This is a genomic window from Rhizobacter sp. P3_C12 (assembly GCF_056402735.1).
Map to the genome: position 1 here is coordinate 1 of NZ_JBFUGW010000147.1, position 16,208 is coordinate 16,208.

Consider the following 16,208-nt stretch of genomic DNA (forward strand, 5'->3'; position numbering starts at 1 on the left):
GAAATCAGACAGCGGAGGGCAGTCCTCGCCCCCCGGGGCGAGGACCGACCCAACCGGCGCACCACAGCCTCCCCGCACGCGCCTTCCCGCAAACCATCCCGAAGTTCCGCCAATTCATCGGCCCGGTTCACGGCTCACCCCCCCCAATCTGCAGTCTGTCGCAGACCTTGTCAGACGGGCGGGGGCCGAATCTACACTCCCGCCCATGAATACAGCACACAACGATCACGGCGCCGCCTCACACGGGCAGCAGCCGGTGGGCGGAGGATCATCACGGACCTCCCGGCGTGGACTCTGGGTGGGCGGCGCGATCGGCGCCGTGGCCGTCGTCGGCCTCGTGCTGGCGCTGGTGCCCCGCCTCAGCAACGGCTCGAAGGAGGGCGGCGACAAGAAGAAGGAGCCGGCGCTCGTCGCGCTCGAGTTCGTCGCGTCCGAGGTCGTGCAGCCGAAGCAGCTCGCGATGCCGCTGGTGGTGGAGTTCTCCGGGCCGCTGGTCGCGCCGCGCACCGCGGTGATCCGCGCCAAGGCGACCGGCACGCTGCTCGAGCTGAAGGTGGCCGAAGGCAGCCGCGTCAAGGCCGGCCAACTGCTCGGCGACATCGACCTGGCCGACCTGCAGAGCCGCGTCGCTGATCGCTCGGCCTCGGTCGAATCCGCCCAGGCCGCGCTGGTCGAGGCCGAACGCACGCACACCGCCAACGTCGGCCTGTCGGCGCAGAACTTCATCTCGTCAACGGCGCTGCAGTCGTCGCAGGCCCGCCTCGATTCGGCGCGCGCGCAGCTCAAGTCGGCGCAGGCCCAGCTCGCCACCACGCGCGTCGGTGTCAAGGAAGCGGCGCTGGTCGCGCCGATCTCCGGCATCGTCGGCAAGCGCCACGTGGTGCCCGGCGAGAAGGTCAGCGCCGAGCAGCAGCTGCTGACGGTGGTCGACCTGTCGACGCTGGAGCTCGCCGGCACCGTCGGCACGCACGAGGTCTCGCTGTTGAAGCCCGGCCAGCCGGTGCAGGTGCAGGTGGAAGGGCAGGGCCAGCCGGTGCCGGGCCGCATCGACCGCATCGCCCCGGCGGCCGAAGCCGGCACGCGCGCGATCGGCGTGGTCGTCGTGCTGGACAACCGCCAGGAGCTGTTCCGCGCCGGCCAGTACGCGCAGGCCCGCGTGGTGCTGCCCGACGATGCGCCGCGCCTCACGCTGCCGATCAGCGCGGTCGGCCAGGCCTCGGGCCAGGATTTCGTCTGGACGCTCGAGAAGGACGCGCTGGTGCGCCGCATCGTGATCACCGGCCGCAAGGATGCCGTGAGCGACCGCATCGAGATCGCCAAGGGCCTCGCGGCCGACAGCCAGGTGCTCGGCGCGCGCTTCGACAACCTGCGCGAAGGCCAGCCGGCGAAGATCGTCACGCAGCGCACGGCGCCGAAGGCCGCCAGCGCGGCCTCTGCCGTCGCCAGTTCCTGATCCCGGAGACCGACCGCCATGTGGTTCACCCGCGTCTCCATCAACAACCCCGTCTTCGCGACGATGATCATGGCCGCGCTGTGCGTGCTCGGCCTGTTCTCGTACAGCCAGCTGCGCGTCGAGCGCCTGCCCGACATCTCGCCGCCGATCGTGTTCGTCAGCGTCGCCTACCCGGGCGCCTCGCCCGATGCGACCGAGACCGAGCTGACGCGCCCGATCGAGCTCGCGCTCAACGGCATCGCCGGCGTGAAGATGATCCGCTCGAACAGCTTCGAGGGCCGCAGCGAGACGGTCGTCGAGTTCCAGCTCAGCGCCGACATGACGCGCGCGGTGCAGGACGTGCGCGACAAGGTCGCGGCGGTGCAGCCGGTGTTCCCGCGTGACGCGAAGACGCCGTTCGTCTCGCGCTTCGACGGCGACAACGCGCAGCCCACCGTCTACCTGTCGCTGCTGGCGCCCGATCGCAGCGCGCGCGAGCTCTCGCTGCTGGCCGACCAGGTCGTGCGCAAGCGGCTGGAGCGCTCGGCCGGTGTGGCCCGCGTCGACGTCGGCGGCATGACGGTGCGCCAGGTGCGCATCGACCTCGACCCGCAGCGCCTGCGCGCCTACCAGCTGACGCCGGCCGACGTGTCGGCCGCGCTGCAGCGCGCCAATGCCGACATGCCGGTCGGCCTGCTCAGCAGCGCGAAGGAAGACGCGATCGTGCGCGTCGAGGGCAGGGTGCGCGACGCCAAGGCCTTCGCCGACGTGGTGATCGCATCGCGCAACGGCATGGTGGTGCGGCTGGCCGACCTCGGCGAGCTGGTCGAGCGCGAGCGCGAGCCCGATTCGCTGTCGCGCGTCGACGGCGTGCCGGCGGTCTCGTTCCAGGTCTACAAGCAGCAGGACGCCAACATCGTCGAGACCGGCGCCGCCATCAAGGCGGCGGCCGAGGAGCTGCGCACGAGCCTGCCGCCCGGCGTCGAGCTGAAGCTGGTGTACGCCGACAGCGACTGGGTCGAGCGCAGCCTGACGGGCGTCAAGCACACGCTGGTCGAGGGCGCGCTGCTGACGATCGCGATCGTGTTCCTGTTCCTGCACAGCTGGCGCAGCACGGTGATCACCGGCCTCACGCTGCCRATCGCGGTGATCTCGTCGTTCATCGCGGTGTACGCGTTCGGCTTCACGCTGAACTTCATGACGATGATGGCGCTGAGCCTGTGCATCGGGCTCTTGATCGACGATGCGATCGTGGTGCGCGAGAACATCGTGCGCCACGTGCACATGGGCAAGAGCCACGTGCAGGCGGCGCGCGAGGGCACCGAGGAGATCGGCCTGGCGGTGATGGCCACCACCTTCGCGATCTGCGCGGTGTTCGTGCCGGTGGCCTTCATGAAGGGCATCATCGGCAAGTTCTTCTTCCCGTTCGGCGTCACGGTGGCGGTGGCGGTGCTGGTGTCGCTGTTCGTCAGCTTCACGCTCGACCCGATGCTGTCCAGCATCTGGCGCGACCCGCCGACCAACCGCCTCGCGAAGCTGCCGGTGCTCGGCCACCTGATGCGCTGGACCGACCGCGGCATGGACGTGCTGCACGTCGTCTACGAGCGCACGATCCGCTGGGTGTTCTCGGGCCGGCGCTACCGCGTGCTCTTCCCGCCGATCCCGGCCTGGGGCCGGCCCTTCGATGCCGACGGCCGGCGCGACGGCTCGCAGCGGCGCAGCGTGCGCCTGGCGACCGTCACCCCACGCGCGCTGGTGCTGCTGGGCGCGCTCGGCAGCTTCGTGATGGCCTTGTTCCTGTCGACGCAGATCGGCAGCGAGTTCATCCCCGATGCCGACAACAGCTACATCCAGCTGAACGTGACGCTGCCGGTGGGCACCAGCCTGCCGCGTGCGAGCGCGAAGCTGGCGCAGGTGGAGCAGGTGATCCGCGGCATGAGCGAGGTGCGCCTGACCTCGACGACGATCGGCGACACCGGCAATGGCAGCCGCAACTCGGCGACGCTCGCGATCCAGCTGGTGAAACCCGGCGAGCGCAAGCGCAAGCAGAGCGAGGTCGAGGCCGTGATGCGCGAGGCGCTGAAGCCGATTCCCGGCATCGAGATCACGGTCGGCCAGCAGCCGATCTACGTCGCGCTGCTCGGGCCCGATCCGAAGGTGCTCGAGACCGAGGTGCAGCGCCTCGCCGACAAGGTCGCCAAGGTCAAGGGCATCGCCGACCTGACGACCTCGGTGAAGCCCGGCCTGCCGGCCTACGCGGTGCGGCTGAAGCCCGATGCGGTGCGCGAGCTCGGCCTGACCACCAGCCAGCTGGCGACCAGCCTGCGCACCTACGTGAACGGCGACGTGGCCACCTACTGGACCTCGCCCGACGGCGAGCAGGTCGACGTGGAACTGCGGCTGCCGCAGGCCTCGCGCGAGAACATCACGCAGCTCGACAGCCTGCCGGTCGCCTATGCGAAGGACGGCACGCCGATCGCGCTGTCGCGCGTGGCCGACATCGTGCCGGTGGTGAACCCGCTGGTGATCAAGCGCCAGGACCTGCAGCGCCGCCAGGCCATCTATGCCGGCACGCAGGGCCGCCCGAGCGGCGACGTGGGCGCCGACGTGCAGAAGATCGTCAAGGAGACGCAGCTGCCGCCGGGCTACCGCTTCGACGTGGGCGGGCAGACCAAGGACCAGGCCGAGGCCCTGAGCGGCATCCTGATGGCGCTGGTCGCGGCCGTCATCTTCATCTACATCGTGCTGGCCTCGCAGTTCGGCAGCTTCCTGCAGCCGGTGGCGATCATGGTGTCGCTGCCGCTGGCGCTGCTGGGCGTGATGATCGCGCTGTGGGTGACGCGCTCGACGCTGAACCTGTTCTCGATGATCGGCCTGGTGATGCTGATGGGGCTGGTGACGAAGAACGCGATCCTGCTGGTCGACTTCGCGAACCACGGCCGCAAGGCGGGCCTCTCGATGGCCGACGCGCTGCTGCAGGCCGGCCTGGTGCGGATGCGCCCGATCATCATGACGACGGCGGCGATGGTGTTCGGCATGCTGCCACTGGCGCTCGCGCTCGGCGAGGGCGGCGAGATCCAGGCGGGCATGGGGCGGGCCATCATTGGCGGGGTGATCACGTCGACGCTGCTGACGCTGATCGTGGTGCCGGTGGTGTATTCCTACCTGGTGCGCGAGCGCAAACCCGCGCCGGTGCACGACGAAGCACCGGCGCTGCCGAGCGGGGATCTCATCGCCAAGTAGTCAGAACAGGTGCCCGACGTTGAACAAGGTCAGCAGGCCCAGCACCGCGAAGATCGCCGCCGCGATGCCGTGCACCAGCTTGATCGGCAGCCTCGTCGCGGCCTGGTGCCCGAGCAGCACCGCGGGCACGTTGGCCAGCATCATGCCGAGCGTCGTGCCGGCCACCACCGCGCCGAGATCGGCATAGCGCGCGGCGAGGGCGACGGTCGCGATCTGYGTCTTGTCGCCCATCTCGGCGAGGAAGAACGCGATCACCGTGGTGCCGAACACGCCGAAGCGCTGCGGGGTGGCCTCGTCCTCGTCGATCCTGTCGGGGATCAGCATCCACGCGGCCATCGCGAGGAACGACCCGCCGATGATCCAGCGCAGCGTGTCCGGGCCGAGCCAGGCCGCGATCGCGGTGCCGACGGCGCCGGCCAGCGCATGGTTGACGAGGGTCGCGACCAGGATGCCGAGGATGATCGGGACCGGGCGGCGGAACCTCGCGGCGAGCAGCAGCGCGAGCAGCTGGGTCTTGTCGCCGATCTCGCCGAGCGCGACGGCGCCGGTCGAGACGAGGAAGGCTTCCATGAGGGGGCAGTGCTCCGGGGCCGGTGGACGCAATGACCGCGCCGCGACCCCGGCCCTTCCGGAGGCAGCACGGTCATCGGTCTTGCCAGGCGTGTGACAGGGTCACTGCTGCGTGCGCCATGGCCTGGGGGCCAAGTGTGTTGACGCACGCCCCTGCAGGGGCTGCAGGGCGGCTACTCCCCAATGACGGGTGGGGCGCATTGTAGGCGCGCCGGAGGTCGTCGAGGCTGACGGTGAGGTCGATGTCCAGTGTCGAGTAGTCGCCCGTCAGGCGATCGGTGGGGCAGGCTGCAGGGCGCGTTGTCATCGTAGCTTCCTTCTCGGCAAGTGCGGGAAGCGGCAGTCTGCAAGTCAACTCGTAACCAGATGTGGCCATTGAGTAACCCGCCGGATACATCTTGGCGGATCGGCCGTCACGGAAGTCACACCTGGCGCGACACGTGGATCACATCGCGCACGATCGGGTAGATGTGGTTCTGCCAGCGCCGGCCGCTGAACACGCCGTAGTGGCCGACGCCGGCCTGCACGTAGTGGGTGCGCATGTAGGGCCGCAGCCCGCTGCACAGGTCCTGGGCGGCGAGCGTCTGGCCGGGCGCGCAGATGTCGTCGCGCTCGCCCTCGACCGTCAGCAGCGCGGTGCGGCGGACCGCGGCCGGATCGACCGGCCGGCCGCGGAACGTGAGCTGGCCAAGGGGCAGCGCGTACTCCTGGAACACCAGCCGCACGGTCTCGAGGTAGAACTCGGCCGGCAGGTCGGCGACCGCGAAGTACTCCTCGTAGAAGTTGCGCGTCGCGGCGGCCTGCTTCAGCCGGTCTTCGTCGGGCTCGGGGTGCGCCAGGTTCTCGTAGTAGCTCTTGAAGGCATTGATGTGCCGGTCGCGGTTCATGCTCATGAACGCGGTCAGCTGCACGAAGCCCGGGTAGACGCGCCGGCCGGCGCCGGGGTAGCGCCACGGCACGACGCCGATCAGGTGCTTCTCGAACCAGGCGATGTCCTGGGTCATCGCGAGCTTGTTGACCTCGGTCGGGCTGATGCGGCAATCGATCGGCCCGGCCATCAGCGTCAGGCTCAGCGGCGTGGCCGGGTGGCGGTCCTGCGACATCACCGCGACGGCGCTCAGCGCGGCCACGCAGGGCTGGCAGATCGCCATCAGGTGCGCGCCGTCGCCGATCGCCGCGAGGAAGTCGATCAGGTGCTGCGTGTACTCGTCGAGCCCGAACGGGCCGGCCGAGAGCGGCATCTCGCGGCCGTTGTGCCAGTCGGTGATGTAGACGTCGTGATCGGCGAGCATCGTGCGCACGGTGTCGCGCAGCAGCGTCGCGAAGTGGCCGGACATCGGCGCGACGATCAGCACCCGCGGCTGCGGTGCCGCGGTGCGGTTGCCCGTGTCCTTGCGGAAGTGCAGCAGCGTCGCGAACGGCGTCGCCAGCGCGGCCTCCTCGGTGACGGCCACCGGCTCGCCGGCGACGAGCACGCTGTCGATGCCGAACGCCGGGCGGTGGTGCGTCACCTGCGCCAGGCCCATCAGCTCGCAGGCGGCCGCGAGCTTGCGGTTGCCGGCGAGCGCCGACCAGCCGAAGCTCGGGTCCTGCAGCATCGGCAGCGCCGTGCGGGCCAGCGCCTGCAGCGGCCACATCATGTCGGCGTGGGCCTGGTAAGCCTGGTACATCATGGGTTCTCCTGCGCGCGGTAGCGCGCACCGCAGAGCCAGCAACTTGCGCGCCAGCCGGCCCGCAGGCACCGGGCAATGGCACAGCGCTTGCAATGCCTTACCGGACACGCCGCCCCGCCGCGTGGTTTCGGAGACCCCGCATGTCGACCGTCGCCGCGAAGAAGCCCGCTGCCAAGCCTGCTCCAAGGAAAGCGGAGGCTGCCACCGCGAAGGCGACGCTGACGCTCAGCAGCCGCAACTACTCGTCGTGGTCGCTGCGCGGCTGGTTGCTGGCGCGCTTCGCCGGGCTGGACTTCGACGAGGTGATGGTGTCGCCCGACGATGCCGATGCGCGCAAGGAGCTGCTGCTGCTCGCGCCGTCGATCCGCGTGCCCTGCCTGACGCACGAGGGCGCGAAGGTGTGGAACACGCTCGCGATCGCGCAGTACCTGGACGAGATCAAGCCGGGCGCCGGCCTGATGCCGAAGGACCGCATCGCGCGGGCGCATTGCCGTTCGGTCAGCGGCGAGATGAACTCGGGCTTCGCGAACCTGCGCAGTTCGCTGCCGATGAACCTGAAGGCGCACCACCCGGGGCACAAGATCTGGGCCGGCGCGCAGCCCGACATCGAGCGCATCACCGAGATCTGGACCGAGTGCCTCGAGGCGTATGGCGGCCCGTACCTGTTCGGCGCGCAGCGCACGATGGCCGACGCGATGTACGCGCCGGTCGTCACGCGCTTCCTGACCTACGGGGTCAAGCTGAACAAGCCCTGCATCCTCTACTGCCAGACCATCATGGCGATGCCGGAGATGAAGGAGTGGATCGCTGCGGCGAAGGCCGAGCCCGACGACATCGAAGAACTCGACATGGAGTTCTAGAGGAATGACCACCCCTCGGCCGACGGGTACGTCGACCGATCCCCCGAGGGGATGCGGGCCGGCTTGGGGCGGCCCGGCGCTCGGCCCGCTATGCGCGGGTCCAGGGCGTCACCGGAGGCACCTCGCACGGCCCCGGCATGTCGATGGTCGTGAAGTCTGACGGCCCGACGATCTCGATGTACTCCATGTCGGGCGAGTAGTCGAACAGGTAGTGCACGATGCCGGGGCGCTGGTGCACGCAGTCGCCGGCCGAGACCAGCGTCTCCTGGTCCTCGTACATGAACTTCGCCCAACCCTTGGTCATGATGACGATGTGGAACTGCGCCTCATGACGGTGCCAGCCGGTGCCCTTTTCGGGTGCCATGTTGGCCTTGACCAGCTGCGCCAGCACCCGGCCCCGGGTGGCTTCCTCGACGCCGAGGTCGCGGTACAGGAAGAAATCCCGCAGCCCGTCGCTGCGCCAGGCGGTGTCGCCCGGCTTCACGTGTGAGAACTTCGTGGTGGTGCTGTCCAGCATCGCGAACCTCCAGCGTTCAAACGGTGCGCGGCGGCATGCATGAAGCGTTCCACGCCGGGAGTTAAAGTCTCGCGCGACGACAGGGGAACACCATGACGAAATCAGCGATCGGGCTGCTGGTGCTGGGCTGCATCGCCGGCTGCGCCAACTACGAACCGCCCAAGGCCTGGGACAAAGGCAAGCTCGCGAAGCCCGAGATGACGATGGGCGGCAATGCGCTGGAGCAGCGCTTCGAGCAGCACATCTACACCAGCAAGGAAAACGCGTCCGGCGGCTACGGCGTCGGTGGCGGAGGCTGCGGATGCAACTGACCGCCCCCTTCGGCACCCTCGTGCTCGCCGCGATGGCCTTGCCCGGTGTCTGGCATTCGTCAGCGCGCGCCGAGAACGCCCCCGAGCAAGGCCTCATCGGCCTGCGCTTCCTGAACTACCAGGACTCGCAGCCCGGCTGGAAACGCATCACGGTGAACTCGCCGTCGTTCCTGCTCGCAGCACCCATCGGCCGCGACTGGGGCCTGGAGGCGACGGCCACGGTCGACCATGTGTCGGGCGCGACGCCGCGCTACCACAGCAGCGTGTCCGGCGCGTCGACGATGGACGACGAGCGCAAGGCCGGCGACCTGAAGGTGACGCGCTACTTCCAGCGCGCGTCGCTGTCGCTGGGCGGCGCCTACTCGACCGAGCACGACTACCTGTCGCGCGCGTTCTCGGTGGCCGGCACGCTGTCGAGCGACGACAACAACACCACCTGGAATGCCGGCTTCGGCCATGCCGGCGACAAGATCGACCCGACCGAGGGCGGCTATGCCGGCACCATCCGCGACGAGCGCAAGCGCACCAACGACTTCATCGTCGGCGTCACGCAGGCCGTCACCGGCGACGACCTGGTGCAGGCCAACCTGACGCACAGCCGCAGCACCGGCTACCTGAACGATCCGTACAAGGCGCTCGATGCGCGCCCCAGCGAGCGCCGCCAGACCGCGCTGCTGCTGCGCTGGAACCACCACTTCGCCGGCGACGGCTCCACGTTGCGCACCAGCTACCGCGCCTACAACGACAGCTGGCAGGTGAAGGCGAGCACGCTGCAGCTGGAGTGGATCAAGCCGGTCGGCGGCGGCGTCAGCCTGGCGCCGCTGCTGCGCTACTACACGCAGAGCGCCGCATCGTTCTACACCGATCCGGTGTACGACGCGACGCTCGGCGCGCCGTTCCCGGTGGGCTGGGATGCCAGCGCCTACAACTCGCCGGACCAGCGCCTGTCGGCCTTCGGCGCGTTCACGCTGGGGCTGAAGCTGCAATGGGCGGTCGACGCGCTGTGGACCTTCGACCTGAAGGGCGAGGCCTACCAGCAGCGCGGCGAGTGGCGTGCCGGCGGCGAGGGCTCGCAGGGGCTGGAGCCGTTCAAGGCGCGCATGCTGCAGGTCGGCATCAGCCGCAGGTTTTGAGCGAGCCGATCGTGTCCCATCCGATGTCGGCGCGCGCCGAGGCGCAGCCCGACGACCTCGGCTTCGGCTTCAGCGCGATGGCCTGCGAGTGCGAGATCCGCATCGCCGACCTCGGCCGCAAGAAGGCCGAGCCGCTGGCGCGCGAGGCGATCGACGAGGTGCGGCGCATCGAATCGAAGTTCTCGCGCTATCGCGAGGCGAGCGTGGTGTCGCGCATCAACGCGGCGGCGGGCAGCGGCCGGCCGGTCGAGGTCGACGTCGAGACGGCGGACCTGCTCGACTTCGCCGCGCAGCTGCATGCGAGCAGCGGCGGGCTGTTCGACATCACCTCGGGCATGCTGCGCCAGGCCTGGGATTTCAAGGCCGGCCGCAAGCCGGCTGATGGCCAGCYTGCGCACCTGCTGCCGCGCGTCGGCTGGAGCAAGCTGCGCTGGCAGCGCCGCGGGCCGCAGCAGGTCGGGCGCATCGAGCTGCCGATGGCCGGCATGGAGCTCGACTTCGGCGGCTTCGGCAAGGAGTACGCGGCCGATCGCGCCGCGACGCTGCTGCAGACGCGCGGCGTGCGCCACGGCATGGTCAACCTGGGGGGCGACATCCGCCTGATCGGCCCGCGGCCCGACGGCCGGCCCTGGGTGCTCGGCGTGCAGCACCCGCGGCACGAGCGCGCGCTGGTCGCCCGCATCGACCTCGGCGATGGCGCGCTCGCGACCAGCGGCGACTACGAACGCTTCTTCGAGCACGACGGCGTGCGCTACTGCCACATCCTCGATCCGCGCAGCGGCATGCCGGTGTCGCACTGGCAMTCGGTCAGCGTGGTGGCGCCGGCCTGCCTGGCGGCCGGCGCGCTGACGACGATCGCGATGCTGCTGCAGGCGGACGCGCTGGCGTTCCTGCAGTCGCAGAACGTCGGCTACCTGGCGGTCGATGCGCAGGGCGGCATCCACCGGCACGAGATCTGGCAGCGCGGCGAGAGCGAGGCGCCGCCACCGTGAGCCGCATCCATCGGCGGGCGCTGCTCGCGTTGTGCGGATCGGCGGCCGCGCTGCCGTCGTGGGCGGCGAGCCGTTGCTTCGGCACGGTGGCCCAGGGTCGGCTCGAGGACGGCGTTGCGCTGCCGACGGACGGCGCCAACTTCTCGGCCTACAGCCGGCTCGGCGTGACGGCCGGCCGCACCCATGTGCACTCGACGGTGCACGACATCGTCGTCGACGCCTATGCGCAGCTCGCGACGGCGCTGCCGGGCACGGTGTTCGTCTACGGCGAAACCGGCTGGGCGAGTGGCGGCCGCATCCGGCCGCACCGCAGTCACCAGAACGGCCTGTCGGTCGACTTCTTCGTGCCGGTGCGCAACGCGGCCGGCGCGTCGGTGCCGTTGCCGACGGGCGTGACGAACAAGCTCGGGTACGCGATCGAGTTCGATGCGGCAGGCCGCTTCGGCGACCTGCGCGTCGACTTCGCGGCGATCGCGGAGCACCTGTTCCAGCTCGCGGAGTCGGCACGGCGCCACGGCGCGGGCCTCGCGATGGTGATCTTCGATCCGCCGTACCTGCCGATGCTGCTGGCCACGCCGCGCGGCGACTGGCTGCGCGAGCACGTCAACTTCATGAAGGGCCGCGCGTGGGTGCGGCATGACGAGCACTACCACGTCGATTTCCGCATCGCCTGCGATCCTTTGGGCTGAGGCTGCTCAGGCCTGCGTGACGTCGAAGCCGACGGCCTTCAGCGCGATCTCGGCCGCCTGCTGGTCCTGCAGCGCATTGCCGCCGGAGATGCCGATGCCGCCGACGACGCGGCCGTCGTGGACGATCGGACAGCCACCGCCGACGGCGACCAGCCGCGGCCGGTGCGCGAGTTGCGCGACGACCGGGTCCTTGACGATGCCCGCCCACACATGGGTGCCGAGGCCGAACGACGCGGCCGTCCAGGCCTTGTCGATCGCGACGTCGACGGTCAGGAACGGGGCGGCGTCGGTGCGGTCCAGCGCCTTCAGGTGACCGCCGGCATCGGTGACGGCGATGGTGGCTTCGATGCCGATGTCATGGCAGGCGGCGCGCGCGGCGTCGATCAGGCGCGCCGCTGCTTCGCGGGCGATCGACGTGGACGCAACGGTGAGGGGAGTCTGTGGGCGGTTCATGGGGGCTTCCAGTGAGTGAGGCTCGAACTCTAGAATCGCAAACATCGATTGATAAGCCTGCTGAGAAAGTATCAATTTCAAATGAAGGTTGGCAATATCGCGGACTTCGACGTGCTGATCCAGACCGCGCGGGGCGGCTCGCTGACGGCTGCCGCTGCGGCACTCGGCATCACGCCGGCGGCGGCCAGTGCGATGCTGAAGCGGCTGGAGGCGCAGCTCGGCACGCGGCTGTTCGAGCGTTCGACGCGCGCGATGCGGCTGACGGCACAAGGGCAGACGCTGCTCGGCTATGCGACGCGGGCCTTCGAGCTGCTGGCCGAGGGCGAATCGCAGGTGACGGAAGAGCGCGGTGCGCTGGTCGGCAGCTTGCGCGTTGCCGCGCCTTCGGACCTGACGCGCACCACCTTGCTGCCGTGGTTCAGCGAGTTCATGGCCGCACATCCCGGCCTGCAACTGGTGCTCAGCGTGGGGGATCGCCCGAAGGACGTGGTGCGCGACGATGTCGATGTCGCGTTGCGCTACGGCACGCCGGCCGACTCGGGCCTGGTCGCGCGGCTGCTGGTGCCGTCGCGGCCGGTGCTGTGCGCATCGCCCGACTACCTGCGCCGGCACGCCGCGCCGCAGGTGCCACAGGACCTGCTGCAGCACAACTGCCTGACCTTCGACCGCGGCGGGCGCAACTTCCGCGGCTGGCGCTTCGGTCGCGACGGCCATTGGGTCGAGGTGCGCGTCAAGGGCGACCGCACCGTCGACGATGCCTCGCTGGCCCGCGAATGGGCGGTGGCGGGGGCAGGCGTGCTGCTGAAGTCGCAGATCGACATCCGCAGCGAACTGCTCAGCGGTGCGCTGCTGCCGCTGCTGCCCGAGTGGGAGACCGAGCCTTACCCGTTGCACGCGCTGCTGCCGAGCGGCCGCTTCGTGCCGGGGCGGGTGAGGGCGCTGGTGGATTTCCTGGCGAAGAAGTTCGAGGCACTCTCGTAGCCCGGATGCCAATCCGGGAATGCGGTGGTGCGCGAAGAACCCGGATTGGCATCCGGGCTACGTGACTTGCAACCGCGGCGACCCCGCCCGCATGCGCCCGATCACGGCGGCCTGTCCAAACCCCGTGGCATGAAACCGCGCCAGCACCTGCGCCGCCACCTCGGGCGCGCAGCTCACCAACAGCCCGCCGCTGGTCTGTGGATCGGTCAGCAGCGCCTGCTGCCACGGCTGCAACCCGGGCGCGAGCGTCACGTCGGCGCCATACCCAGCCCAGTTGCGCGCCGACGCGCCGGTCGCGATGCCGTGCCGCGCATGCGCGGCGGCCGACTCGATCAAGGGCAGCGCGGAGAAGTCCAGCTCGGCCGCCAGCCCCGACCCCCGGCACACCTCCAGCAAGTGCCCCGCCAGCCCGAAGCCGGTCACGTCGGTCATCGCATGCACGCCGTCGAGCCCACCCAGCTCGCTGCCGACGCGGTTCAGCTGCGTCGTGTGGCGCAGCATCTCCGCATACCCCGCCGCATCCAGCACCCCCTTCTTCAGCGCGGCCGACAGGATGCCCACGCCGAGCGGCTTGCCCAGCACCAGAACGTCGCCATCGCGCGCATCGGCATTGCGGCGCACGCGATCCGGGTGCACCAGGCCGAGCGCGACCAGCCCGTAGATCGGCTCCAGCACGTCGATCGAATGGCCGCCGGCGATCGGGATGCCGGCCTCGCGGCAGATGCTCGCGCCGCCTTCGAGGATCGCGCCGATGACGGCCGGCGGCAGTTTGTCGAGCGGCATGCCCACCAGCGCCAGCGCCATGATCGGCGTGCCGCCCATCGCGTAGATGTCGGAAATGGCGTTCGTCGCCGCGATGCGGCCGAAGTCGCGCGGGTCGTCGACAATCGGCGTGAAGAAGTCGGTGGTGGCCACCAATGCCTGCTGGTCGTTCAGCCGGTACACCGCCGCATCGTCGGCGGTCTCGGTGCCCACCATCAGTTCGGGCGGCACCAGGCCCTGCGGCGCGCGCGCGAGGATGTCGGCCAGCACGCCGGGTGCGATCTTGCAGCCGCAGCCACCGCCGTGAGAGAAGGAAGTGAGTCGGATGGGTTCGGTCATCATCGTCGGAGTGTCGATCAAAAAACGCCGGGGGGCATGCCGTTGAGCCACAAGCCCACCACGGTCGAGGACCTGCCGTCGTTCAGCGTGCTGATCGACGTGCGCACGCCGGCCGAGTACGCGCTCGACCACATCCCCGGCGCGATCAACTGCCCGGTGCTCAGCGACGACGAGCGCCGCATCGTCGGCACCACCTACGTGCAGGTGTCCGCCTTCGAGGCCCGCAAGATCGGCGGCGCGATGGTGGCGCGCAACATCGCCCGCCACCTCGACGAACTGATGCGCGACAAGCCGCGCGACTGGCGCCCGCTGCTCTATTGCTGGCGCGGCGGCCTGCGCAGCGGCAGCTTCGTCAACTGGCTGCGGCTGGTCGGCTGGGATGCGCAGCAGCTGAAGGGCGGCTACAAGTCGTGGCGCGCGCACGTGATCAGCGAGCTGGCCACGCGCGCGCCGGCGCTGCCGCTGCGCGTGCTGTGCGGCCCGACCGGCAGCGCGAAGACGCGCGTGCTGCACGCACTCGCGCAGCAGGGCGAGCAGGTGCTCGACCTGGAGGCGCTGGCGGCCCACCGCGGCTCGGTGCTCGGCGACCTGCCCGGCACCGAGCAGCCGTCGCAGAAGGGCTTCGAGACGCAGCTGCTGCACGCGCTCGAGGGGCTCAATCCGCAGCGCCGCATCTGGGTCGAGGCCGAGAGCCGCCGCATCGGCCGCCTGACGGTGCCCGAACCGCTGCTGCAGCGCCTGCGCGAGAGCCCGGTCGTCGAGATCGCGGCGACGCCCGAGGCGCGGCTCGCCTACCTGCTGCGCGACTACGCCTGGCTCGGCGACGACCCGCAGCGCCTGGCCGACAAGCTGGGCGGCCTGCGCGAGCTGCTGCCGAAGGAGACGCTGGCGCAATGGCAGGCCTGGGCGCTGCAGCGCGACCTGCCGCCGCTGTTCGAGGCGCTGATGGCCCGGCATTACGATCCGCTCTACGCGCGCTCGCAAGGGCGCCAGCTCGAACGCATCGGCCAGGCGCAGCGCGTCGAGGCCGATGACCTGTCACCCGATGGCATCGCGGCACTCGCGCTGCGCATTTCCTCCCTTTCCTGAACCGCTGGATTTCTCCGATGAAACTTTCGTTCCAACACCTGTTCGCCGCCTTGTCGCTGGCGTTGATCGCCGGCACCGCCGCGGCGCAGACCGCCACGCCCGGCGTGCTGCGCGTCACCGCGATCCCCGATGAATCGCCGACCGAGCTGGCGCGCAAGTTCGCGCCGCTCGGCAAGTACCTGGAGGGCAAGCTCGGGATGAAGGTCGAGTGGACGCCGGTGACCGACTACGCCGCGGCGGTCGAGACGGTGGTCAACCGCAAGATCGACCTGGCCTGGTTCGGCGGCTTCACCTTCGTGCAGGCGAGCGTGCGCTCGAACGGCAAGGTGATCCCGCTGGTGCAGCGCGAGGAGGACGAGCGCTTCCGCTCGGTCTTCATCACCGATGCGAAGAGCGGCATCGCGAAGCTCGAAGACCTGAAGGGGAAGACGCTGAGCTTCGGCTCGGCATCGAGCACCTCGGGCCACCTGATGCCGCGCAGCTTCCTGCTGGCCGCGAAGATCAACCCCGATGCCGACCTGAAGCGCGTCAGCTTCTCGGGCGCGCACGACGCGACGATCGCCGCGGTGGCCAGCGGCAAGGTCGATGCCGGCGCGCTGAACATCTCGGTGTGGGAGAAGTTCGTCGCCGACAAGAAGGTCGACACCAGCCAGGTGAAGGTGTTCTACACGACGCCGGCCTACTACGACTACAACTGGACGGTGCATGCCGACATGCCGGCCGAGCTGCGCGAGAAGATCCGCCAGGCTTTCCTCGCGCTCGACCCGGCCACGCCGGAGGGCAAGGAGATCCTGGGCCTGCAGCGCGCGACGCGCTTCATCGCGACCCAACCCGAGAACTACGTCGGCATCAAGGCCGCGGCAGAGAACGCCGGCCTGCTGAAGTGAGTGGTGTGAGCGAGCCCGCACCGGTCGCCGAGCTGYGCGCGCTGTCGGCCCCGGCCGCTCCCGGCGTGCCGGGCTTGGCGCTGCGCGGGCTCGACCTGCGCATCGGCGAGGGCGAGCAGGTCGCGGTGATCGGCGCCTCGGGCGCGGGCAAGACCAGCCTGCTGATGGCGCTCGCCTGCGCGGTGCGGCCGGCGGGCGGCAGCGTGTCGCTGTTCGGCCGCGATCCCTGGGCGATGCCGGGGCGCGAGCTGCGCCGCTTGCGCGGGCGGCTGTTCCT

Annotated in this window: 16 protein-coding genes and 1 riboswitch; of the genes, 11 read left to right on the forward strand and 5 right to left on the reverse strand. The window is 70.1% G+C overall.

Annotated elements, in window-relative coordinates:
• Nucleotides 1-205 precede the first annotated feature (205 nt).
• Together AC1DXV_RS20875 and AC1DXV_RS20880 are read left to right on the forward strand one after the other, a co-directional pair.
• Entirely contained in the window at nt 206-1,453 is a 1,248-nt protein-coding gene (locus tag AC1DXV_RS20875; protein ID WP_477935330.1) for an efflux RND transporter periplasmic adaptor subunit, read from the forward strand.
• An 18-nt stretch (nt 1,454-1,471) separates the two neighbouring features.
• Entirely contained in the window at nt 1,472-4,675 is a 3,204-nt protein-coding gene (locus tag AC1DXV_RS20880; protein WP_477935332.1) for an efflux RND transporter permease subunit, read from the forward strand.
• Here the strand turns inward: AC1DXV_RS20880 and AC1DXV_RS20885 are convergent, their stop codons facing one another.
• Together AC1DXV_RS20885 and AC1DXV_RS20890 are read right to left on the reverse strand one after the other, a co-directional pair.
• Nucleotides 4,676-5,245 (reverse strand): TMEM165/GDT1 family protein, encoded by a 570-nt coding sequence (locus AC1DXV_RS20885; RefSeq protein ID WP_477935334.1) that lies wholly within the window; start codon nt 5,243-5,245, stop codon nt 4,676-4,678. It abuts the gene before it with no gap.
• A 62-nt stretch (nt 5,246-5,307) separates the two neighbouring features.
• A riboswitch (yybP-ykoY riboswitch) is annotated at nt 5,308-5,439 on the reverse strand.
• Nucleotides 5,440-5,667: 228 nt separating this feature from the next.
• Nucleotides 5,668-6,918 (reverse strand): polyhydroxyalkanoate depolymerase, encoded by a 1,251-nt coding sequence (locus tag AC1DXV_RS20890; RefSeq protein ID WP_477935336.1) that lies wholly within the window; start codon nt 6,916-6,918, stop codon nt 5,668-5,670.
• A 140-nt stretch (nt 6,919-7,058) separates the two neighbouring features.
• Between AC1DXV_RS20890 and AC1DXV_RS20895 the strand changes: the two genes are divergently transcribed.
• Complete coding sequence (locus tag AC1DXV_RS20895) at nt 7,059-7,778, forward strand: glutathione S-transferase (protein ID WP_477867646.1); 720 nt, start codon at nt 7,059-7,061, stop codon at nt 7,776-7,778.
• Nucleotides 7,779-7,866: 88 nt separating this feature from the next.
• Here the strand turns inward: AC1DXV_RS20895 and AC1DXV_RS20900 are convergent, their stop codons facing one another.
• Nucleotides 7,867-8,295 carry a cupin domain-containing protein gene (locus AC1DXV_RS20900; RefSeq protein WP_477867648.1) on the reverse strand — a complete coding sequence of 143 codons (429 nt, stop codon included), beginning with the start codon at nt 8,293-8,295 and terminating at the stop codon, nt 7,867-7,869.
• Between the two features lie 92 nt (nt 8,296-8,387).
• On the opposite strand from AC1DXV_RS20900, the gene AC1DXV_RS20905 reads away from it, so the two are divergent.
• From AC1DXV_RS20905 to AC1DXV_RS20920, 4 genes are read left to right on the forward strand one after another with little or no spacing between them, the layout of a single operon-like run.
• Nucleotides 8,388-8,606 (forward strand): DUF4266 domain-containing protein, encoded by a 219-nt coding sequence (locus AC1DXV_RS20905; protein WP_477867650.1) that lies wholly within the window; start codon nt 8,388-8,390, stop codon nt 8,604-8,606.
• Entirely contained in the window at nt 8,597-9,739 is a 1,143-nt protein-coding gene (locus AC1DXV_RS20910; protein WP_477935338.1) for a DUF3570 domain-containing protein, read from the forward strand. The genes AC1DXV_RS20905 and AC1DXV_RS20910 overlap by 10 nt, the downstream gene beginning before the upstream one ends.
• Before the next feature lie 11 nt (nt 9,740-9,750).
• The gene (locus tag AC1DXV_RS20915) at nt 9,751-10,731 is read left to right on the forward strand and encodes an FAD:protein FMN transferase (protein WP_477935340.1); all 981 of its coding nucleotides are present in this window, start codon (nt 9,751-9,753) and stop codon (nt 10,729-10,731) included.
• Nucleotides 10,728-11,420 carry a penicillin-insensitive murein endopeptidase gene (locus AC1DXV_RS20920; protein WP_477867656.1) on the forward strand — a complete coding sequence of 231 codons (693 nt, stop codon included), beginning with the start codon at nt 10,728-10,730 and terminating at the stop codon, nt 11,418-11,420. The genes AC1DXV_RS20915 and AC1DXV_RS20920 overlap by 4 nt, the downstream gene beginning before the upstream one ends.
• 6 nt (nt 11,421-11,426) lie before the next feature.
• Here AC1DXV_RS20920 and AC1DXV_RS20925 read toward each other — a convergent pair whose 3' ends face one another.
• Complete coding sequence (locus AC1DXV_RS20925) at nt 11,427-11,873, reverse strand: GlcG/HbpS family heme-binding protein (protein WP_477867658.1); 447 nt, start codon at nt 11,871-11,873, stop codon at nt 11,427-11,429.
• A gap of 81 nt (nt 11,874-11,954) precedes the next feature.
• Between AC1DXV_RS20925 and AC1DXV_RS20930 the strand changes: the two genes are divergently transcribed.
• The gene (locus AC1DXV_RS20930; RefSeq protein ID WP_477867660.1) at nt 11,955-12,854 is read left to right on the forward strand and encodes a LysR family transcriptional regulator; all 900 of its coding nucleotides are present in this window, start codon (nt 11,955-11,957) and stop codon (nt 12,852-12,854) included.
• A gap of 57 nt (nt 12,855-12,911) precedes the next feature.
• Here AC1DXV_RS20930 and selD read toward each other — a convergent pair whose 3' ends face one another.
• Nucleotides 12,912-13,958 carry a selenide, water dikinase SelD gene (gene selD / locus AC1DXV_RS20935; protein WP_477935342.1) on the reverse strand — a complete coding sequence of 349 codons (1,047 nt, stop codon included), beginning with the start codon at nt 13,956-13,958 and terminating at the stop codon, nt 12,912-12,914.
• A 33-nt stretch (nt 13,959-13,991) separates the two neighbouring features.
• Here selD and mnmH point away from each other — a divergent pair, with 33 nt between their 5' ends.
• The 3 genes from mnmH to AC1DXV_RS20950 all read left to right on the forward strand — a co-directional run.
• Complete coding sequence (gene mnmH / locus AC1DXV_RS20940; protein WP_477935344.1) at nt 13,992-15,044, forward strand: tRNA 2-selenouridine(34) synthase MnmH; 1,053 nt, start codon at nt 13,992-13,994, stop codon at nt 15,042-15,044.
• 17 nt (nt 15,045-15,061) lie between these two features.
• Complete coding sequence (locus AC1DXV_RS20945) at nt 15,062-15,931, forward strand: putative selenate ABC transporter substrate-binding protein (protein ID WP_477935346.1); 870 nt, start codon at nt 15,062-15,064, stop codon at nt 15,929-15,931.
• 5 nt (nt 15,932-15,936) lie between these two features.
• Nucleotides 15,937-16,208 (forward strand): ATP-binding cassette domain-containing protein (locus AC1DXV_RS20950; RefSeq protein WP_477935348.1); only part of this gene is annotated, 272 nt, incomplete at its 3' end.